Annotated in this window: 19 protein-coding genes; 12 read left to right on the forward strand and 7 right to left on the reverse strand. The window is 64.9% G+C overall.

The window, feature by feature from the left end; translation table 11 throughout:
• The first annotated feature begins 5 nt into the window (after positions 1-5).
• The 5 genes from ACZI8R_RS12250 to cydC all read left to right on the forward strand — a co-directional run bounded on the left by ACZI8R_RS12250 (position 6) and on the right by cydC (position 6,932).
• Positions 6-878, forward strand: a complete 873-nt coding sequence (locus ACZI8R_RS12250; RefSeq protein WP_463379891.1) for an aminodeoxychorismate lyase — start codon at positions 6-8, stop codon at positions 876-878.
• A gap of 135 nt (positions 879-1,013) precedes the next feature.
• Entirely contained in the window at positions 1,014-2,519 is a 1,506-nt protein-coding gene (locus ACZI8R_RS12255; RefSeq protein WP_463379892.1) for a cytochrome ubiquinol oxidase subunit I, read from the forward strand.
• A 9-nt stretch (positions 2,520-2,528) separates the two neighbouring features.
• Positions 2,529-3,566 (forward strand): cytochrome d ubiquinol oxidase subunit II, encoded by a 1,038-nt coding sequence (gene cydB / locus ACZI8R_RS12260; RefSeq protein ID WP_463379893.1) that lies wholly within the window; start codon positions 2,529-2,531, stop codon positions 3,564-3,566.
• Positions 3,563-5,263: a thiol reductant ABC exporter subunit CydD gene (cydD, locus tag ACZI8R_RS12265; protein WP_463379894.1), complete on the forward strand. Its 1,701-nt coding sequence runs from the start codon at positions 3,563-3,565 to the stop codon at positions 5,261-5,263. The genes cydB and cydD overlap by 4 nt, the downstream gene beginning before the upstream one ends.
• The gene (cydC, locus tag ACZI8R_RS12270) at positions 5,247-6,932 is read left to right on the forward strand and encodes a thiol reductant ABC exporter subunit CydC (protein WP_463379895.1); all 1,686 of its coding nucleotides are present in this window, start codon (positions 5,247-5,249) and stop codon (positions 6,930-6,932) included. Before cydD ends, cydC begins: the two co-directional genes overlap by 17 nt.
• A gap of 232 nt (positions 6,933-7,164) precedes the next feature.
• On the opposite strand, the gene ACZI8R_RS12275 is transcribed toward cydC, so the two are convergent.
• The gene (locus tag ACZI8R_RS12275) at positions 7,165-7,809 is read right to left on the reverse strand and encodes a heme-binding beta-barrel domain-containing protein (RefSeq protein ID WP_463379974.1); all 645 of its coding nucleotides are present in this window, start codon (positions 7,807-7,809) and stop codon (positions 7,165-7,167) included.
• 269 nt (positions 7,810-8,078) lie between these two features.
• Here ACZI8R_RS12275 and ACZI8R_RS12280 point away from each other — a divergent pair, with 269 nt between their 5' ends.
• Positions 8,079-9,395 carry a cutinase family protein gene (locus ACZI8R_RS12280; RefSeq protein ID WP_463379896.1) on the forward strand — a complete coding sequence of 439 codons (1,317 nt, stop codon included), beginning with the start codon at positions 8,079-8,081 and terminating at the stop codon, positions 9,393-9,395.
• Positions 9,396-9,453: 58 nt separating this feature from the next.
• On the opposite strand, the gene ACZI8R_RS12285 is transcribed toward ACZI8R_RS12280, so the two are convergent.
• The 5 genes from ACZI8R_RS12285 to ACZI8R_RS12305 all read right to left on the reverse strand — a co-directional run bounded on the left by ACZI8R_RS12285 (position 9,454) and on the right by ACZI8R_RS12305 (position 12,593).
• Complete coding sequence (locus ACZI8R_RS12285) at positions 9,454-9,762, reverse strand: DUF1416 domain-containing protein (RefSeq protein ID WP_463379897.1); 309 nt, start codon at positions 9,760-9,762, stop codon at positions 9,454-9,456.
• Between the two features lie 2 nt (positions 9,763-9,764).
• On the reverse strand, positions 9,765-10,601 hold the full coding sequence (locus ACZI8R_RS12290) for a sulfurtransferase (RefSeq protein WP_463379898.1): 837 nt from the start codon (positions 10,599-10,601) through the stop codon (positions 9,765-9,767).
• Positions 10,602-10,676: 75 nt separating this feature from the next.
• Positions 10,677-11,144, reverse strand: coding sequence for a DUF4395 domain-containing protein (locus ACZI8R_RS12295; protein ID WP_463379899.1), 468 nt, complete (start codon positions 11,142-11,144; stop codon positions 10,677-10,679).
• Between the two features lie 217 nt (positions 11,145-11,361).
• Entirely contained in the window at positions 11,362-11,817 is a 456-nt protein-coding gene (locus tag ACZI8R_RS12300; RefSeq protein ID WP_463379900.1) for a thioredoxin family protein, read from the reverse strand.
• On the reverse strand, positions 11,814-12,593 hold the full coding sequence (locus ACZI8R_RS12305) for an LmeA family phospholipid-binding protein (RefSeq protein ID WP_463379901.1): 780 nt from the start codon (positions 12,591-12,593) through the stop codon (positions 11,814-11,816). Before ACZI8R_RS12305 ends, ACZI8R_RS12300 begins: the two co-directional genes overlap by 4 nt.
• Positions 12,594-12,723: 130 nt before the next feature.
• Between ACZI8R_RS12305 and ACZI8R_RS12310 the strand changes: the two genes are divergently transcribed.
• The 6 genes from ACZI8R_RS12310 (at position 12,724) to pstB (ending at position 18,533) form a co-directional block, all read left to right on the forward strand.
• Positions 12,724-13,449 (forward strand): winged helix-turn-helix transcriptional regulator, encoded by a 726-nt coding sequence (locus ACZI8R_RS12310; RefSeq protein ID WP_463379902.1) that lies wholly within the window; start codon positions 12,724-12,726, stop codon positions 13,447-13,449.
• Between the two features lie 11 nt (positions 13,450-13,460).
• The gene (gene mshD, locus ACZI8R_RS12315) at positions 13,461-14,366 is read left to right on the forward strand and encodes a mycothiol synthase (RefSeq protein WP_463379903.1); all 906 of its coding nucleotides are present in this window, start codon (positions 13,461-13,463) and stop codon (positions 14,364-14,366) included.
• 175 nt (positions 14,367-14,541) lie between these two features.
• On the forward strand, positions 14,542-15,660 hold the full coding sequence (gene pstS / locus ACZI8R_RS12320) for a phosphate ABC transporter substrate-binding protein PstS (RefSeq protein ID WP_463379904.1): 1,119 nt from the start codon (positions 14,542-14,544) through the stop codon (positions 15,658-15,660).
• 63 nt (positions 15,661-15,723) lie between these two features.
• Complete coding sequence (gene pstC, locus ACZI8R_RS12325; protein ID WP_463379905.1) at positions 15,724-16,800, forward strand: phosphate ABC transporter permease subunit PstC; 1,077 nt, start codon at positions 15,724-15,726, stop codon at positions 16,798-16,800.
• 1 nt (position 16,801) lies between these two features.
• On the forward strand, positions 16,802-17,710 hold the full coding sequence (gene pstA, locus ACZI8R_RS12330) for a phosphate ABC transporter permease PstA (protein ID WP_463379906.1): 909 nt from the start codon (positions 16,802-16,804) through the stop codon (positions 17,708-17,710).
• A 46-nt stretch (positions 17,711-17,756) separates the two neighbouring features.
• A complete protein-coding gene (gene pstB / locus ACZI8R_RS12335; protein ID WP_463379907.1) occupies positions 17,757-18,533 on the forward strand; it encodes a phosphate ABC transporter ATP-binding protein PstB in 777 nt (258 codons plus the stop codon).
• A 77-nt stretch (positions 18,534-18,610) separates the two neighbouring features.
• On the opposite strand, the gene phoU is transcribed toward pstB, so the two are convergent.
• Positions 18,611-19,309: a phosphate signaling complex protein PhoU gene (phoU, locus tag ACZI8R_RS12340; protein WP_463379908.1), complete on the reverse strand. Its 699-nt coding sequence runs from the start codon at positions 19,307-19,309 to the stop codon at positions 18,611-18,613.
• Between the last annotated feature and the right edge of the window lie 77 nt (positions 19,310-19,386).

A 19,386-nucleotide genomic window follows, 5' to 3' on the forward strand; every position in this document is an offset into this window, starting at 1 on the left:
TTCCCATGCCCGATCGAGTGCTGGTGACGCTGGACCACGAGATTCGCGACGCGGATTCGCCGCTGCTGTATGCGGACGATCTTGCGGTGGTCCGAGGGGACGGCGTTTTCGAGACACTGCTGGTCCATGGCGGCCGAGCCTGCAAGGTCGAACCTCACCTGAGCCGGTTGCGGTCGTCGGCCGAAGCGCTCGGCCTACCCGACCCCGACCTCGACCAATGGCGCTTCGCGATCGATCTGGCGGCGGAGCAATGGGGCACCGATGTCGAGGGTGTGATGCGGCTGGTCTTCACGCGCGGCCGGGAGAGCGGTGGGGACCCGACCGAATTCGTGATGGTGGGGCCGGTGTCCGACACCGTGCGGAAGGCCCGCAGGGACGGAGTGTCCGTACTCACTCTGGACCGAGGGTTCTCGGTGGACTTCTCGGCGAACGCGCCGTGGCAATTGCTGGGCGCAAAGACCCTGTCCTACGCGACGAACATGGCGGCATTGCGATACGCAGCCCAGCAGGGGGCTGACGATGTGATCTTCGTCAGTAGTGAGGGCAATGTGTTGGAAGGGCCACGTTCGTCGGTCGTGATCGCCCGCGGGAAGACGTTGATCACTCCGCCCCACGACCAGGGAATCCTGCCGGGAACCACCCAGCGGGCGCTGTACTCGGTAGCGCGGAGTAGAGGTTTCCGTTGCGAGTACGCCTCGCTTCGTCCTGCGGATCTGATTGTCTCCGAGGGTGTTTGGCTCGTGTCGAGCGTGACGAAGGCGGCTCGGGTGCGCGCGCTGGACGGTTTGACGCTGCCCGATGCGCCCCTTGCCGACGAGTTCGCAGAGCTGGTCGACGTGGCAATCGAGACTGTGGGATTCGGCTTCGACGACGCTTGACAGGCCTACTACGGTTTGTAGTAACAAGATCCTGCGGGTCGATCACGGTCCGCAGTATGTTGTGCAACAGGGTTCGAGCGGAAGCCCACGCTTCGAATCCGAAGCCTGTCCTACGGGCCGAGTGTCGGAGTAGTCATGGATGCCTTGGACGTCTCCCGGTGGCAGTTCGGGATCACCACCGTCTACCACTTCATTCTCGTTCCACTGACCATCGGTCTCGCACCGATGATCGCTGTGATGCAGACGATGTGGGTGGTGACCAAGAAGGACCACTGGTATCGGCTCACCAAGTTCTTCGGCAAACTCTTCCTCATCAACTTCGCGCTCGGTGTGGCGACGGGCATCGTGCAGGAATTCCAGTTCGGGATGAACTGGAGCGAGTACTCCCGCTTCGTCGGTGACGTGTTCGGTGCGCCCCTCGCGCTGGAAGGCCTTGTCGCCTTCTTCCTCGAGTCGACGTTCCTCGGCCTGTGGATCTTCGGGTGGGGCCGGCTACCGAAGGTGGTCCACCTCGCCACGATCTGGCTGGTGGCGATCGGCGTCAACGCTTCTGCGTACTTCATCATCACGGCGAACTCGTTCATGCAGCACCCGGTGGGCGCCAGGTTCAATCCCGATACCGGTCGCGCCGAACTCACGAGCATCTGGGAGCTCCTCACCAACAACACCGCGCTTGCTGCCTTCCCGCACGCCGTGGCGGGTGCGTTCCTGACGGCCGGCACCTTCGTGGCGGGCATCGCAGGTTGGTGGATGGTGCGCAACATGCGCCGCGCGCGGGCGGCCGAGGCAGCCGAGCCCGAAGTAGCAGAGAAGATGCGGACCGAGGCCAGAACCATGTTCCGGCCCGCAGCGCGATTCGCGATGCTCGTGATGGTGATCTCCGGCGTCGGCCTGGTGTTCACCGGCGACATTCAGGGCAAACTCATGTTCGAGCAGCAGCCGATGAAGATGGCGTCCGCCGAATCGTTGTGCCACTCCGAAACAGATCCGGACTTCTCGATTCTCACGGTCGGCACCCACAACAACTGCGACGGCGTGACCCACGTTCTCGAGGTTCCCTTCGTGCTCTCGTACCTGGCGGAGGGCAAGTTCACCGGGGTGGACCTGCAAGGCGTCGAAGACCTTCAGGCGCAGTACGAGGAGCAGTTCGGCCCAGGCAACTATCGGCCGAATCTCTTCGTCACCTACTGGTCGTTCCGCGCGATGATCGGCCTCGCAGGCGGGTCCGCCGTTCTGGCCCTCGCCGGTCTGTGGGTGACCCGTCGCGGACGTATCCCCGATCAGAGGTGGTTCGGCTGGTTGAGTATCGCTGCCATTCCGACACCGTTCCTTGCCAACAGTGCGGGCTGGATCTTCACCGAGATGGGACGTCAGCCGTGGGTTGTGCATCCGAACCCGACCGGTAGCGAACTGATCCGGCTGACGGTGGATCAAGGTGTGTCCGACCATCCGGCAGCAACCGTGTGGGTCTCGCTCATCACGTTCACGGTCGTCTATGCGGCGCTCGGCGTCGTGTGGTTCGGGCTCATTCGCCGCTACACGCTCGAGGGGCCGCTCGAACACGACGCGCATCCGCCTGGCGACGAAGACGACGAGCCGGAGGATCCGGACAACCCCCGCCAACTCTCGTTCGCCTACTAGGAGACGATCATGGGACTTCAAGAAATGTGGTTCGTCCTGATCGCGGTGTTGTTCACCGGGTACTTCGTCCTCGAGGGATTCGATTTCGGCGTCGGCATGTTGATGCCCGTGCTGGGGCGTCGCAAGGACCCGCAGGGCGAGACCAGACGACGGGTCGTGCTCAACACCATCGGGCCGGTATGGGACGGCAACGAGGTGTGGCTCATCACTGCCGGTGGCGCGCTGTTCGCCGCCTTTCCGGAGTGGTACGCGACCCTGTTCTCGGGCTTCTATCTGCCGCTCCTGCTGATTCTGGTCGCGCTGATCGTGCGAGTGTGCGCGATCGAATACCGCGGAAAGATCGACGACGACAAGTGGCGTAGGCGCTGTGACTGGGGCATCATCTTCGGATCCTGGGCGCCCGCAGTCCTGTGGGGAGTGGCGTTCGCCAACATTCTCCGGGGCGTGGACATCGACGCAGACAAGCACGTCGTCTCCGGGTTCTTCGATCTGTTGAATCCGTATGCACTGTTGGGGGGCGTGAGTTTTGCGCTCGTCTTCGCGCTGCACGGAGCTGTGTTCCTGGCGCTCAAGACCGGCCGAGAGGTTCGCGCCGATGCTGTGGAACTGGCAGCACGACTGGCGATTCCGGCGGTGCCGGTGATCGGCGGGTTCGTTCTCTGGACGCAACTCGCGCACGGCAAGGGCTGGACCTGGATTCTCGTCGCCCTCGTCGCAGGAGCCTTGGTAGGCGTGGTGGCACTCACTCGCGCAGAGCGCGAAGGATGGGCGTTCGTGCTGAGCACCCTGGCCGTCGCGGCGACGAGCGTGCTGCTGTTCGCTTCGTTGTTCCCGAACGTCATGCCCTCCACTCTGGATGCCGCGTACAGCCTGACCATCGAGAACGCCTCGTCGAGCCCGTACACACTGAAGGTGATGACGTGGGCGGCGGCATTCCTCACCCCGGTGGTGATGATCTACCAGGGCTGGACGTACTGGGTGTTCCGGCAACGGATTTCGGCCGATCAGATCCCGCCCTCGATCGGGTTGAAGCTCGGACGCAAATGACGTCACTCGGCGCGGACACGCCTGCGAAGACCCCGGTCTCGCCGGCGCGTTCGCGGGCGCCGATCGATCCGAGGTTGTGGCGCTACTCGGCCTCGGCGCGTGGCCATCTGATCGCCACGGTCGTGTTGTCGACACTCGATGTGGTGATGGTGATCGTCACCGCGCTGATGCTCGGTCGGGTTCTGGCAGGTGCCATCACCGCTGGCCACACCGCGTGGAGTGATTGGAACATCGAGCTGGTAGTGCTCGCCTGTGCAGTCTGCGCGCGGGTCGTGTTGTCCTGGGCGACCACGCGGTTCGCGGATCGCGCGGCCCACCGGGTCGTGGCGGAACTCAAGGACCAGGTGCTCGTCACCGCGACTCGTCTGCCACCGCGCGAACTCGATCCGCGCCGTGACGAGGTCGCGACGGTGCTCACGCGTGGCATCGACGGACTGATCCCGTATCTCACCGGCTACCTGCCGGCCCTGATCCTGGTCGGGACGCTCACACCCGCGACGCTCGCCGTCATCTGGTGGCAGGACACGACCTCGGCGCTGATCGCGGTGGTCACGCTGCCCCTCATCCCGATCTTCATGATCCTCATCGGGCTGCTCACCAAGGGGAAATCGCGGCGCACTCTCGAAGCCATGACCGCCTTGTCGGCCCAGCTCCTGGACCTGGTGGCGGGACTGCCGACGTTGCGCGCTCTGGGTCGTGAGCAGGGCCCGGCCGCTCGAATCAGGCAATTGGGCGACGCGCATCGGCGCAGCACCATGTCCGCCCTGAAGGTCGCCTTCCTGTCCTCGATGGTGTTGGAGCTGCTGGCCACGCTGAGCGTTGCACTGATTGCGGTCAGCATCGGACTGCGTCTCGTGTTCGGGGAGATGGCGCTCGAGGCAGGCATCGTCGCGCTCGTGCTGGCGCCCGAGGTGTACCTGCCACTGCGCATGGTCGGCACCAGGTTTCACGCGGCCGAAGACGGATTGGAAGCAGCGGATCGGGCCTTCGCGGTGATCGAGGCCGGCGAGGAGCCCCGTATCGCGGGCAGCGGCACCGTGTCCGCTCCCGCGGCTCCGGGACGGATCGAGCTGACCGGTGTCGGCGTGCGCTCGCGCAGTGGGTGTGCCCCGCAAGGGTTGGACGCGATCTTCGAGGCGGGGTGCATCACCGCTCTGACCGGTCCGAACGGTTCGGGAAAGACCACGGCGCTGCACCTCGTTCTTGCGCTCTCGCGGCCCGACCGGGGGAGTGTGACGGTCGACGGCCTGCAACTGGAGAACATGAAGCGGGAGGAATGGTGGTCGCGAATCGCGTGGCTGCCGCAACACCCGGTCCTGCTGCCCGGAACGGTCGAAGAGAACCTGCATCTGACCGGCGAGGTCCACGACCTCGAGGAGGCCGCGGCCGCAACCGGTTTCGATACCGTGCTCGCCGAACTTCCCGAAGGAGTGCGAACCGTGGTCGGCGCCGGCGGGACCGGACTGTCTCTCGGCCAGCGACAACGTCTCGCGCTGACGCGTGTGCTCGCAACGCCCCGCCCGATCGTGCTGCTCGACGAACCCACGGCCCACCTGGACGATGCGACCGAAGAGACGGTGCTGAGTTCGATTCGCGCTCTTGCCGATCGGGGGCACGTGGTGGTGCTGGTGGCGCACCGGCCCAGCGTTCTCGCAGTCGCCGACACGGTGGTGGAGGTGCATGCACGTGAGGAATGACCCGCTGCTCAGGGCGATCCGCCTGCTCGAACTGCAACCGCGCCGGGTGCTGACGTCCGTGGCCGCCGGTGTTGCCACCCTCGGTAGTGCTCTTGCGCTCGCGGTGCTGTCCGCGTGGCTCATCACACGAGCCTGGCAGATGCCACCGGTCCTCGATCTGACGGTGGCCGTCGTCGCCGTTCGCGCACTGGGTATCTCACGGGGCGTGTTCCGATACCTCGAGCGGTTGTCCACGCACGACACGGCGCTGCGCGGCACCACGTCTGCGCGCACCCGTATCTACCGACTGCTCGCCGACGGGGACCCGGCAGTGTCCTCCGGCCTTCGGCGCGGAGACCTGCTGGCCCGCACCGGCGCAGACGTGGATGCACTGGGAGACGTCGTCGTTCGGGCGCTGATTCCGATGGCAGTAGCCGGAGTGCTGTCGGTCGCCGCGGTAGGAGTTCTCGCCGTGATCTCGCCGGCCGCGGCTCTCGTCCTCGCGGTCGCGCTCGTGGTGTCGGGTGTCGTCGCCCCGGTTCTGTCGGCTCGCGCCGCACGATTGGCGGAGCGCGAGAGTGCGCAGGCCCGTGCCCTTTTCAGCGAGGCTGCGGTCACCGCCCTCGACTGTGCAGCAGAACTTCGGGTGGCGGGCCGACTGGAGACGGCGACCGAACGGGCCCGCGCAGCCGAGGCTCGTGCGGTGGCCGCGTTGGATCGGGCAGCGCCGCGGCATGCCTTCGCATCCGCTGCCACTCCGTTGGCAATCGGTGCAAGTGTGATCGGATCACTCCTGATCGGCCTGGAGTTGTATGCGCCGGGAAGCATGAGCCCGATGGCGCTCGGGATTCTGGTGTTGATGCCGTTGTCGGCGTTCGAGGCGACCGGCGCATTGCCCGAAGCCGCAATCGCGCTGAGCAGGGCGCGAATTGCCGCTCGTCGTGTGCTGGCCGTCGTGGATGCTGCGGAGACGGGCACACCCGAGGGTGCCCAGAAGTGGGACGGTTCGGGAGTGGTGCGTGCGCACGACCTCCAATGCGGATGGCCCGGTGGCAAGGTGACGGAACCGCTCGACCTCGACTTGGCTCCCGGTCGGCGGGTGGTAGTCGTCGGCCCGAGCGGCGCGGGAAAGACGACGATGCTGATGACTCTCGCCGGACTGTTGCCGCCGATCGCAGGAAGTGTCGCCGCCGGCGGTACCGCCCTCGACGAGTGCCGTCCGGAGGACGTGCGTCGCGGTATCGGATTCTTTGCAGAGGACGCTCATCTCTTCGAGACATCGGTCCTCGAGAACCTGCGGGTGGTACGCGGCGACGTGACAGAAGACGAGGCGAAGGCGGCGCTGTCTGCAGTGGGGGCGGGGGAGTGGCTGCGTTCGCTGCCACACGGGGTCGACACGTTCCTCGAGGGTGGAGCGCGCGCGGTGTCCGGCGGGCAACGTCGGCGACTTCTGCTCGCTCGGGCCCTGTTGTCGACTGCTCCCGTGCTGTTGCTGGACGAACCGACGGAGCATCTCGACTCGGCGGCTGGTGAATCGATGCTGCACGGGCTCTTGGATCGCGCGAGCGGGTTGATCGCTGCGGACCGGACCGTTGTGGTCGTCACCCATCAACTTCCCGCAGATACGTATGCTGACCAGGTTATACGCCTGGATTTCGCCGAGAGAAATAATCCGTTGCCGACTTCCTGACTGCGGCGTACCTTTTGGGTACACGAGGAAGGAGGTGGTCTGAAGTTGAAGAACATACGGACACGTGAGGTGGCTGCCCGCTAGCCGCTACCGCTGACGGAATTCACTGACCGCGCGAGCGGCTGGCGAATCCCAGGCAGCTACCCGGCCCTCGAGTCCCCGGTCTTGTCCAGACCGGATCCGGTGTCACACCGGAGGACTCGGGGGCCGTTTGCGTGCCAGGTAGGTGGATTCAGCCGATGTAGCGGGAAAGCCGTGCGGACAGGCGCGGCTGGAGGTCACCGTCTGCCACGATGCGCTCCTCGACGTACGCGAGGTCGCCACCTTCGACGATGCCGTAGAGGCGCTTGGCGCCACCCATCAGTGCTCCGGAAGTGGAGCGAATGACGACGTCGGTCGCGAGTTCCCACGACGACTGGGTGAGCGCCTTTCCGTAGTACAGCTCGACCACACCGGAACTGTGTGTGAGAAGCAGTTCGACGACCTCTTCGTCGGTGCTGCCGGGGATGCCGTCGCCGCTCATCCGCCAGAAGCCGGACTCACGGAGATCGGGGCGAACGTACGCGCCATCCGCGTCGATGACCCAACTCTGTGATTCCCAGGTCAGGTACGCCCCGCCATTGTGAGACACCACAATCTGCTGACCGAAGCGGTAATCGTCGCCGGTCACGGGGTCGTGTCCTTCGCCTTCGCCGCGCCAGACGCCGACGAGAGGGAGGACCGCGAGAAGTTCTTGGTTCAGATCCGGGCCCAGGCGAAGATTCGCCGTGTCCTCGGGGAGGGGGATATCCGGTAGCAGGGGGATGTTGCGGCCCGCAGTCGACTTGGAACGCTCGACCGCGTCCGCCACAGCGGCATCGCCGCTGCCACGCCGGATTTCGGGCCGATCGTCTGTGCGATCAGGACCCTCGTCGGACGGGTTGCTCACGATTCGTCTGTGACCAGTCGGTACAGGACGTACACCGAGAACCACAGGATCAGCAGCGTTGCGAGACCTAGGAGAACCTCGAAGAAAATGACCACGAAGCCCATCATAAACCGTGGTCTTCACATAGACGAAACGGGTCCTTTTTCGTACCTTCGCTTGTACCGTTCTCATCTGTACTTTTCTTTGTATTGCCCCTATCTCTCTCCGGCGGAGGTTTCATGCAGTTCGCTCGTACCAACATTGCGCGAATGGCGAGGGGGGTGGTCGCAGTGGGGGCTGTGATCCTGACCCTCCCGGGGCTCGCCCACGCGCAAGCACCCGAAACCGGTTCCGCGTCGGGGTCGTCGGGCTCGGGTTCATCCGACTCGGGCTCGTCCTCGGGCTCCGATACGGACGCGCCGGATGCCAGCAAGGTTCATCCCGACAACTACGGTGCCGGATGCCCGGACATCATGGTCGTGGCAATCTCCGGCGCCACCGATTCCGAAGTCGACAATCCGCCGCTCGACGAATCGGACCGACAGGCCTGGTCGAATTGGGTTGGCAACGTGACTGTTCCGACGGGCGAGCGCCTTGCGGACGATCCCGGAACTGTCGGTTGGGCATACGTTCCGTACCCGTCCACGTACGGCGTCGGCTTTCTCGAAGAAGTGCCCACCTACCAGGACTCCGTCGCAGCGGGTGTGGTGGCGATGAACAAGATCCTGGACGAGAAGAAGGCCCAGTGTGGCGACGCCACCGACTTCGTTCTCGTCGGCTACAGCGTGGGTGGGGAGGTCACGGAGCGAGTGGTGCGAGACATCGGCCACCGTGACTCGACGGCGACCGTGACTGCGGACGACATCGCGGGTGTGGCATTGATCGGCGACCCGTATCGGCCCGCCGGAACTCCGTCCATGGGTGAACCCGGCCCCTCGGGCGGAGGATTCATGTCTTCCGGCCCCGCGGACTACGGGAAACTGGCCGACAAGATCACCTACGCCTGCAGGCCCTACGACATCGCATGTGACGCACCCAAGGAAATTGCCGTGCTCGAGTTGGCGCTCGGCGTCATGGGGCAGATGCACCTCACGCTCGTCGATCCGGGGCAGACGGTTCGCGACTTCCGAAACGTTGTGTCCGACATGGCCACCCGTGCCATCGTCCACATCGTGCGCCACGACGACTGGTTCGCATCGGACGAGTCGTTCCTGGACGTTCTCCGCAAGGTCGCCGACAAGACGTACGACCCGGACGGGCCGGATCTGGACACTCGCTACACGCGGGAGCAGAAGACCGCGATGCTCGATTGGGCGATGGGTCCAGGGTCGGACGTCGTGAAGAAGAAGCTGAGCGCCGAAGGTGCGGGATTCGTGGAAGACAACCGGGACTTCTTCGAGCTCCTCACGAAGCCGTACATCTTCCTCGGGTTCATTCAGCACATGGCGTACTGGAACAACAATCCGAACGATCCCTGGTATTGGGAGAGCGAGAAGATCGTCGACTGGATCGCCTCGCTGGCGGAGCAGGAAGGCGCCGTCCCGCCGGCTTCCTGACAGACACGAACCCGCCCCCTGTGCATGCACAGGGGGCGGGTTCGTGTTCGGGAGTGAGTTACTCCTGGCCGACGGTGACGTCGACGTTGTGCACGCCCGCGCCGGTCGGGTTCACCGTGGCGGTGCCGTTGCCGGAGCTCGACAGTGCGCGAATCTTCCAGTTGCCGGGAGCAGCGAAGAAGCGGAAGTCGCCGGTGCCGGACGCAACGACCTCGGCCGTGAACTCGTCCGAACCGTCGAGGAGACGAACGAACGCTCCACCGATGGGCTGGCCGTCAGCGGCGAGGACGCGGCCGGTGATGACCGTTTCCTTCTCGACGTCGACTCCTGCGGGCAGGGTCTGGGTCTGAACAGGTGCTCCACACATGGTCAGTTGACCTCCAGTTCGATCGGGGCGCCGACGAGTGAGCCGTACTCGACCCAGCTGCCGTCGTAGTTCTTGACGTTGGACTTGCCGAGGATCTCCTGCAGGACGAACCAGGTGTGGCTCGAACGCTCACCGATGCGGCAGTACGCGATGGTCTCCTTCGAGTCGTCGAAGCCCTTTTCTGCGTACAGCTTCTCGAGGTCGTCGTCCGCCTTGAAGGTGCCGTCCTCGTTGGCCGTCGTGCTCCACGGGATGTTGATGGCGCTGGGGACGTGGCCGCGCTGCTGTGCCTGCTCCTGCGGGAGGTGGGCCGGTGCGAGGATCTTGCCGGAGAACTCGTCGGGCGAACGGACGTCCACGAGGTTCTTGTTGCCGATGGCGTCGATGACCTCGTCGCGGAATGCGCGGATGGAGACGTCGGGGGCCTCGGCCTTGTACTGGGTGGTCTCGCGGGTCACGGTGTCCTTGGACAGCGGACGTCCGTCGAGCTCCCACTTCTTGCGGCCACCGTCGATCAGCTTGATGTCCTTGTGGCCGTAGAGCTTGAAGTACCAGTAGGCGTAGGCGGCGAACCAGTTGTTGTTGCCGCCGTAGAGGACGACGGTGTCGTCGTTGGCAACGCCCTTGGCGGAGAGGAGGTCGGAGAACTGCTGCTGGTTCAGGAAGTCACGACGGACTCCGTCCTGCAGGTCCTTGCGCCAGTCGAGGCGGATTGCACCCTCGATGTGACCACCGTCGTATGCGCTGGTGTCCTCGTCCACCTCGACGAAAACCGTCTTGGGGGTGTTGAGGTTCTGCTCAGCCCAGTCGGCGGAGACTAGGACGTCGGAGCGAGCCATGGTGTTCCTTTCGATGTTGCTTGCTGTGTGCGAGCGGAGATGTTGTACGAGCGGGGATTGACGGTGGATCGGTGATTACCCGGCCGCTTGTTCGGGGATCCTCCTGAACGTCGCGACGAGCGGGTAGACGCGGCAGCCGAGGCAGATACCGAATGCTGCGTTGAGTAGTGCTGCGAACAGGGCGAACCCCGTTGCGATTGCGCCGACGAGCCCGGCTCCCGAAAGGAAACCGATCGCGCCGATCGCTGCGAAAACGAAGCCGACGAGCTGGGCGAACGCGAGAGGTGCGGTCGGTTCCTTCTCGGTCGTGGGTCCGATTCGCGGTGCGACGAACGTGGCGAACAGGCTGCCGTACGGGCTGCGCCGCGGCCCCCGAACGGCACCGAGTGCGAACACCACTGCCTGCGCCGCTACCAGAATTCCGGCGACGACCAGGGAGAATGTGGAGATGGCAAGGGTGATCACGAGAACAGCGGTGGTCACCCAGGCCGCGAATCGTGGGCCGCGAACGTCGACCTGATTCGAGGGTTGTGGTGTGGACATTTCACGTGCTCCTGAAGGTGCGATAACTGACTGTCTGGACCTTCGACGAACGACGTCGTCGAACGGTGGTCGATCACATGAGCGCAGCGCCGGACTGGCGGCTCTGGATCAGCAGCAGATACAGCAACATGCCCCGAGGCGGCACAGGTCTACTGCGCGGCGACGGGTGAGCAGAAGCTCGTGGCTGGTGTGCACGGCGTCGAGTTTACCTGGTTCTTCAGGATTTGGAATCCGGCCCCCATGTCAGGGGCGCGAGCGCATCTTCGAGATCGGCGGCCTTGGGTACGCCCGACACTCGGAATCGCTCGGCGCGAGTGCGGTCGAGAACGAACGTGGTGGGCAACGACATCACGCCGAGTTCTCTGGCGAGAGCGGGGTACTCGTCGATGTCGAGTTCCACTTCGATCGGTGGGATCGGTGAATCGGACATCCGTGCAGTGACCTGACCGGCCACCCGCCGCACAGCCGCGCAGGGCCCGCACCAGTCCGCCGAGAAGTGCAGAAGGACGGGTTTGCCGGCGCCGATACCCGCCGCTTCCAGTAGTTCGATCCGTGCGCCGGTCGAGGATGCGGTGTCTTCGGTCGCCCGCACCTTGCCCTCGCGAGCACGAAGTGCGAGTCCGACGGCAACGGCCGCGCCGATCGCGACGAGCAGCGCCGCGATGGCGGTCATGACTTCCGTAGTTCTCGTAGGTCCACGACGACGTCCTCACCGACACCTTCGACGACGATCTGCGAGCCCTCGGCGTACACCTGAGTCGGCAGGATGCCGAACGGAATCTCGGTGGTGTCGATGGTGCGGGTGAAGAGCCCGAGGACCGTCGGCGCGAGGTCCGGGGGAATCGTGAAGTCGGCGTTGCCTTCGGGCCCGAAGTAGAAGTCGCTCGCGACGATCTGCACGCGGGAGCCGTCGAGCACCAGGTCGGCCTGCACGCTCACGGCCGTCTCGACGGGACCGATCGGAACGGTGCCCGTGAGGACGACCCCGCCGGAGGTCGGAGTGCCGGAGCCGCCCGAGCCGCCCGTGCCGTCCGACTTGTCCGCCGGTGGGGCGGACACCTGCAGGTCGGGGATACCCAGGAACTGACCGAGGACGGTGGCGTCGATCATCATGCGGCCCTCGAGGTGGTCGACGGGAACGGTCTGGACCGCGCCGTCGATGACGTCGGAGGCGGGTGCGTGTGCGCCCTGCAGATCGGCCTCGATGGTCACCTCACCGACGAGGTCGCTCTCCACCCCTTGCGCGCGGAACTCGATGTTGTCGTACTTGCCGGCCCAGGCCTGCGTCAGGAACGGGAATCCGTGGATGGTCACCGCCGGGTCCGCATCGAGTTGGCCACCCTCGCGCATCTCTCGCGAGAGGCGGTATTCCGCGTACGCGGCAGAGCCGAAGTCGACGACCACGGCCAGCCCGAGGACGAGGACGATTCCGATGATGAGTTTGCGCACGGGACCATTGTGACGGAAGTCCACGCGGCGTCGGCGATCGACCGTGTGGACTGTGATGCGCAGGTGACACGAGGTGGCGCGCTATTCTGTGGCAGACCAATGAGTGTTGGCGACCCAGATGGGAGGCAGTGTGGAGCTGCTGCTTCTGACGTCCGATCCGAACACGGAAGCGGTTCTGCCTGCGCTCTCGCTGTTGCCGCACACGGTCCGACCTGCACCGACCGAGGTTGCATCCCTTCTCGAAGCCAGTTCTGCGGACGTCGCTCTGGTGGACGCTCGCACCGATCTTGCTGCTGCGCGTGGCCTCTGCCGACTGTTGGGAAGTACCGGTTCTGCGGTTCCGGTTGTGGCGGTGCTCACAGAAGGCGGCCTTGTCGCCGTCAACGCGGACTGGGGTCTCGACGACATTCTTCTGCCGGGCACCGGTCCTGCCGAAGTCGACGCTCGGCTGCGGCTCCTGGTGGCGCGCAGCGGTGGCGCCGTGAGTGCCGAGGCCTCTGGAAAGATCACCCTCGGTGAACTCGTGATCGACGAGGGCACCTACACGGCGCGGCTACGTGGTCGGCCACTCGACCTCACGTACAAGGAATTCGAGCTGCTCAAGTACCTGGCGCAGCATGCCGGCCGGGTCTTCACCAGAGCGCAACTGCTCCAAGAGGTGTGGGGATACGACTTCTTCGGAGGCACCCGAACCGTCGATGTCCACGTCCGTCGTTTGCGGGCGAAGCTCGGTAGTGAGCACGAGTCGATGATCGGCACGGTCCGTAACGTCGGATACAAGGCGGTGCGGCCCCCTCGGAGCAAGTCCGGTGCGGCCGCCCCGCCCGGTGAGAGTCAGGACGAGATCGAGAGTTAGGGCGGTTCGACGTGGTGTGGACGGACAGGATCGACGAGGGCCGGATCGCTCGGGTACGTGAGGTGGTGGCCCGGGCCACCGAGGTGGACGGCACCGCCCCGGTCTCGGAAGACGCGATCAGAGGACTCACCGTCGTCTCGGAGATCGCGCACCGAGTCGAGCTCGACGACGCGGGCGACGTCGTCGGTTACGCGCAGAAGCGCCCTGGTCACGGTGATCACCCGGACATGGCAGAGGTGGTGGTGGCGCCCGAGAGTCGCGGTCGGGGCATGGGCACCGACCTGGTGGCGGACGCGCTCGCCCACGGCGGCGCAGGCACCCAGGTGTGGGCTCACGGTGATCTGCCCGCCGCGCAATCGGTGGCCCGCAGGTTGGGTCTCGTCGGTGCCCGTGAACTGCTGCAACTCCGCCGCCCGCTCGCGAGTCCGGAGCTCCCCGAAGTATCTGTCCCCGAGGGGATTTCGATCCGCACCTACGGCGGTCCCGGTGACGACGCGGAGATCCTTCGGGTCAACGCGGCGGCGTTCTCCTGGCACCCCGAGCAGGGCGCGATGTCCGCCGCCGACTTCGAGGAGAGTCGAGGCGAGGCGTGGTTCGATCCGGCCGGTCTGTTCCTCGCGTTCGCCGACGACGACCCGGCGACGCTGCTCGGATTCCACTGGACGAAGGTGCACGCAGCAGAAGCCGGTTCGGACGCGATCGGCGAGGTGTATGTGGTGGGAATCTCACCCGAGGCGCAGGGGCGTGGACTCGGGCGAGTGTTGACGCTCGCCGGCCTCCACCACCTACGAGATCTGCAGCTCAGGGCGGTGCTGCTGTATGTCGAGGGTGACAACGTGGCCGCCCTGCGTACCTACGAACGGCTCGAATTCGAGCGATTCCACGTGGACCTCGCCTACACGTACCCCGAAATCTGACATTTCGCCCAGGCTGTTCACTTTCCGTTCACCGAACATGGGGTAGCCGGACATGCGTCGCCCCTAGGTTTCTCCGTGGGCAGCGCCGCGCTGCCTGGTGCAGGGTTCAATGATCCGCGCCTCATGTCGCCTCCCGATCGAGGGCGTGGCGGTAGCGATTTCCGGAGGAAACCAGGTGAATCTCAAGCGCAGTGGAGCCTTGTTCGGCGCAGTGGCTCTCGGTGCCATGACGTTGGCGGCATGTGGAAGCGACAACAACACCGCGTCCAGCGGGGTCGACACGTCGTCCTCCAACGCAACGTGTGAGGGCAAGGAGAACCTCTCCGCGGCCGGCTCGTCTGCCCAGAAGAACGCCATGGACGAGTTCGTCTCCACCTACATCGCGGTCTGCCAGGAGAAGGGCAAGACGGTCAACGTCGCCTACAACCCCAGCGGCTCGGGCGACGGACGCACCCAGTTCATCGCCAACCAGATCGACTTCGCAGGCTCCGACTCCGCCATCAAGGAAGAGCAGGCCGAGCAGGCGAAGGCTCGTTGCGTCGGCGGCGAAGCCTGGAACCTGCCCCTCGTCTTCGGCCCGGTTGCGCTCGCCTACAACCTCGAGGGTGTCGACGACCTGGTTCTGAACGGTGAGGTCACGGCGAAGATCTTCAACGGCGGCATCAAGAAGTGGAACGACCCGGCCATCGCAGCCCTGAACGAGGGCGTCGAGCTTCCGGACCAGGACATCACCACGATCGTGCGTTCGGATTCTTCGGGAACCACCGACAACTTCCAGCAGTACCTCGAGGCTTCCTCGAACGGTGCATGGACTTCCGGTGCAGGCTCGGACTTCACCGGTGGCACCGGTGAGGGAGCCAAGGGTTCCGCCGGTGTCGCACAGGCCGTGGGCACCGCACCCGGCGCGATCACCTACGTCGAGTCCTCCTACGCGAAGCAGAACGAGCTTTCGATGGCGCAGATCGACACGGGAGCGGGACCGGTCGCACTGACCGACGAGACCGCGGCGAAGGCCATCGAGGGCGCAGCCTTCACCGGTGAGGGCGTCGGCGACCTGACACTCGATCTCGCCTCGATCTTCGGAACCAAGGACGCCGGCTCCTACCCGCTGGTGCTCGCCACCTACGAGGTCGTCTGCTCTAACGGCTACGACGCCGACACCTCGGCGGCTGTGAAGTCGTTCCTGACCAGTGCAGCGAACGAGGGTCAGACCAACCTGGCAGAGCAGGGCTACGTGCCGCTGCCCGAGTCCTTCAAGCAGAAGCTCACCGAGTCGATCAACGCGATCGCCTGATTGATTTTCCTTTGCTCGGACCGCCCGTGACTTTATATTCAGACGAGGAGATTGCGAACTCACATGAGTGACGCGCCGACCCAGTCATCACCTCGCGCCTCCGGCTCTGCTGACGACAACAGCAGGGCCGGGGTGGGCGGTCCGAGCAGTACTTCGGAGGCCACTTTGGGATCCAAGAAACTAGCCCCCGACGTCGACGGACCGAAATCGGGAAAGACGGTCACCAGGCCTGGCGACCGGATCTTCCGGTCGCTGTCCACCGGCTCCGCCGTGTTCATCTCGATCCTGATCGCGGCGATCGGATTCTTCCTCGTCTGGCGCGCCATTCCGGCTCTGAGCCGGAACGAGGTCAGCTTCCTCACGAGTCGTGAATGGATAACCCAGGACATCAACGCGATGGCGTTCGGTGTCCTGGACCTCTTGCAGGTCACCGTGCTGGTGTCGCTGTTCGCGCTCGTCCTTGCGATGCCGGTCTCATTGGGTATCGCGATCTTCCTCACCGAGTACTCGCCTTCGTGGCTCAAGCGGCCTCTCGCCTACGTGATCGACCTGCTCGCTGCGGTGCCGTCGATCGTCTACGGCTTGTGGGGTCTGCTGGTGTTCGCCCCCGCGATCAGGCCGTTCGCAGTGTGGCTCAACGAGAATCTCGGATGGTTCCCCCTCTTCGCGAGCGGCAGCGGATCGATTCTCGGCGGCGGCACGATCTTCACAGCGGGCATCGTCCTCGGCGTCATGATCCTGCCCGTGATCACCGCGGTCACCCGCGAGGTCTTCGTTCAGACCCCGACTGCACAGATCGAGGCTGCCCTCGCTCTCGGCGCCACCCGCTGGGAGGTCGTGCGGACCACGATCATTCCGTTCGGTAAGTCCGGCTACATCAGCGGTTCGATGCTGGGTCTGGGTCGCGCTCTGGGCGAGACGATGGCCCTGTACCTCATTCTGCGCACCACCAGTCAGGCCTTCGGGTGGTCGCTCTTCGACGGCGGCGCCACCATCGCATCGAAGATCGCGCTGGGATACGCCGAGTTCAACAACGACATCCAGGCCGGCGCCTACATCGCTGCGGGCCTCGTGCTCTTCGTGCTGACGTTCGTGGTCAACGCCGCGGCGCGGGCCGTGATCGCCGGAAAGAAGGACTGACATGACCGCGACCTTGGACAAGCCGGTCAAGGCACCCACATTCAAGGGTGTCGGTACGCGCCGGCGTATGACCGATCTGGCCGCCACGATTCTGGTGTCGGTCGCGGTGCTCATCGCCCTGATTCCGCTGGTGTGGGTGCTGGTCACTGCCATCGTGAAGGGCTTCCCCGCGCTGACCAGTTCCACCTGGTTCACGCATTCGCTCAGCGGACTGTCGGCCTCGACAGAAGGCGGCGGTATCTATCACGCGCTCATCGGCACCCTGATCCAGGGAATCGTATGCGCGGTCGTCTCGATTCCGCTCGGCATCTTCGTCGCCATCTACCTGGTGGAGTACGCCGACCGGAAGTCGCGGCTCGCGAAGACGACCACCTTCATGGTCGACATTCTCAGCGGTGTGCCCTCGATCGTGGCCGCACTGTTCATCTACGCGCTGTGGGTCGCCACTTTCGGCATGCCGAAGTCGGGATTCGCCGTAGCGCTTGCACTCGTGCTTCTGATGGTGCCGGTCGTGGTGCGCAGCACCGAAGAGATGCTCCGGATCGTTCCGCAGGATCTTCGGGAAGCGTCCTACGCGCTCGGCGTGCCCAAGTGGCTCACGATCGCACGGATCGTGCTGCCGACCGCAGCACCCGGCATCATCACCGGCATCATGCTTGCGCTCGCCCGAGTGATGGGTGAGACCGCTCCGCTGCTGATCCTGGTCGGCTACGCACCGTTCATCAACTTCAACCTGTTCGGCGGCGAGATGGGCACCCTCCCGGGCGTCATGGTCGCCGAGATGAACAACCCCACCGATGCCGGCACCAATCGGATCTGGGGAGCCGCGCTCACCTTGATCCTTCTCATCGCGATCCTCAACATCGCAGCCAAGGTCATCGGACACTTCTCGCAGGTGCGTAGCAAGTGATCCGCACACACGATTCATTCCGTACACAACCAGTAGGGAGCCGGTAATGGCCAAACGTCTGGATCTCAAGGACGTCAACATCTACTACGGCAAGTTCCACGCCGTCGCCGATGTCGGGCTGTCCGTTCCCCCGCGGAACGTCACCGCTTTCATCGGCCCATCGGGCTGCGGAAAGTCGACCGTCCTGCGCTCGCTCAACCGCATGCACGAGGTCACGCCGGGTGCCCGGGTCGAGGGTTCGATCATGTTGGACGGCGAGGACATCTACGATTCGGGCGTCGACCCGGTGGGTGTGCGCAAGACCATCGGCATGGTGTTCCAGCGGCCCAACCCGTTCCCGACCATGTCGATCAAGGACAACGTCGTCGCCGGCCTCAAGCTCCAGGGTGAGCGGAGCAAGAAGGCGCTCGACGAGGTCGCCGAGCGGTCTCTGCGCGGCGCCAACCTGTGGAACGAGGTCAAGGACCGTCTCGACAAGCCCGGCGGCGGGCTCTCCGGTGGCCAGCAGCAGCGTCTGTGCATCGCGCGTGCCATCGCGGTCTCCCCGGACGTGCTCCTGATGGACGAGCCCTGCTCGGCTCTCGACCCGATCTCGACTCTCGCGATCGAAGATCTGATCACCGAGCTGAAGAAGGAATTCACGATCGTCATCGTCACGCACAATATGCAGCAGGCTGCACGCGTGAGCGACCAGACGGCATTCTTCAACCTCGAGGCCACCGGCAAGCCCGGTCGACTCGTGGAGATCGACGACACCGAGAAGATCTTCTCCAACCCGGGTCAGAAGGCGACAGAGGACTACATCTCGGGCCGCTTCGGATAGGCCCGAAACAAAAGTGTGGCCCCGCCCGGTTTCTCGGGCGGGGCCACACTTTTCGGTCGGTGTGGACGCGTGCAGATCTACTCGGGGTAGACCGTGAGATTGTCGGCGCGCTGGGCAGTCACCGTGCCGTCCTCGTTGGGAAGTTCACCGGTGACGAGGAAGATGACCCGGCGGCCCACCTCCACGGCATGGTCGGCGAAGCGCTCGTAGAACCGGCCGAGAAGCGTGATGTCGACAGCGGCAGCAACTCCGTGCTTCCACTCCTTGTCCATCAGGACACTGAAGAGGTGACGGTGGAGGTCGTCCATCGCCTCGTCGTCCTCGCGCAGGCGGGCCGCCCGCTCGGGATCGCGAGTCTCGAGGACCTCCCTGGCTGCGCCGCCGATGGAGACGGCGATACGTCCCATCTCGGCGAAGTAGCCGTTCACCTCTTCGGGCAGCACGTGATTGGGATGTCGCCGACGGGCGATCTTCGCCACGTGGAGCGCGAGCGCGCCCATGCGGTCGATGTCGGCGACCATCTGGATACCGCTGACCACGGAACGCAGATCGCCTGCGACCGGTGCCTGGAGCGCGAGAAGTGCGAAGGCCTTCTCTTCGCACACCGCGCTCAGTTCGGTGATCTTGTCGTGCTCGCCGATCACCTGCTCGGCGAGGGGTAGGTCGGCTTGGAGCAGCGATTGGGTGGCTCGCTCCATGGCGACACCCGCCAGTCCTGCCATCTCACCGAGGATGTCTGCCAACTCGGTCATCTTGTCGTTGTAAGCCACGCGCATGAGGTCACAGCCTACTTTGGTCGGACGACCAAGTCACGATCATTGGGTGAACGCACGGTGAATGCGCCTGCCGCGCG

The sequence above is a fragment of the Rhodococcus huquni genome (assembly GCF_055231055.1).

Excerpts from the sequence above, each read along its gene's own strand:
- ACZI8R_RS12300 (WP_463379900.1), bottom strand. The coding sequence starts at position 11,817 with ATGACCGCCATCGCGGCGCTGCTCGTCGCGATCGGCGCGGCCGTTGCC.
- pstA (WP_463379906.1), top strand. The coding sequence starts at position 16,802 with ATGACCGCGACCTTGGACAAGCCGGTCAAGGCACCCACATTCAAGGGT.
- ACZI8R_RS12290 (WP_463379898.1), bottom strand. The coding sequence starts at position 10,601 with ATGGCTCGCTCCGACGTCCTAGTCTCCGCCGACTGGGCTGAGCAGAAC.
- cydC (WP_463379895.1), top strand. The coding sequence starts at position 5,247 with ATGCACGTGAGGAATGACCCGCTGCTCAGGGCGATCCGCCTGCTCGAA.
- ACZI8R_RS12295 (WP_463379899.1), bottom strand. The coding sequence starts at position 11,144 with ATGTCCACACCACAACCCTCGAATCAGGTCGACGTTCGCGGCCCACGA.
- ACZI8R_RS12255 (WP_463379892.1), top strand. The coding sequence starts at position 1,014 with ATGGATGCCTTGGACGTCTCCCGGTGGCAGTTCGGGATCACCACCGTC.
- pstB (WP_463379907.1), top strand. The coding sequence starts at position 17,757 with ATGGCCAAACGTCTGGATCTCAAGGACGTCAACATCTACTACGGCAAG.
- ACZI8R_RS12280 (WP_463379896.1), top strand. The coding sequence starts at position 8,079 with ATGCAGTTCGCTCGTACCAACATTGCGCGAATGGCGAGGGGGGTGGTC.
- cydD (WP_463379894.1), top strand. The coding sequence starts at position 3,563 with ATGACGTCACTCGGCGCGGACACGCCTGCGAAGACCCCGGTCTCGCCG.
- ACZI8R_RS12285 (WP_463379897.1), bottom strand. The coding sequence starts at position 9,762 with ATGTGTGGAGCACCTGTTCAGACCCAGACCCTGCCCGCAGGAGTCGAC.
- cydB (WP_463379893.1), top strand. The coding sequence starts at position 2,529 with ATGGGACTTCAAGAAATGTGGTTCGTCCTGATCGCGGTGTTGTTCACC.
- pstC (WP_463379905.1), top strand. The coding sequence starts at position 15,724 with ATGAGTGACGCGCCGACCCAGTCATCACCTCGCGCCTCCGGCTCTGCT.
- phoU (WP_463379908.1), bottom strand. The coding sequence starts at position 19,309 with ATGCGCGTGGCTTACAACGACAAGATGACCGAGTTGGCAGACATCCTC.
- ACZI8R_RS12250 (WP_463379891.1), top strand. The coding sequence starts at position 6 with ATGCCCGATCGAGTGCTGGTGACGCTGGACCACGAGATTCGCGACGCG.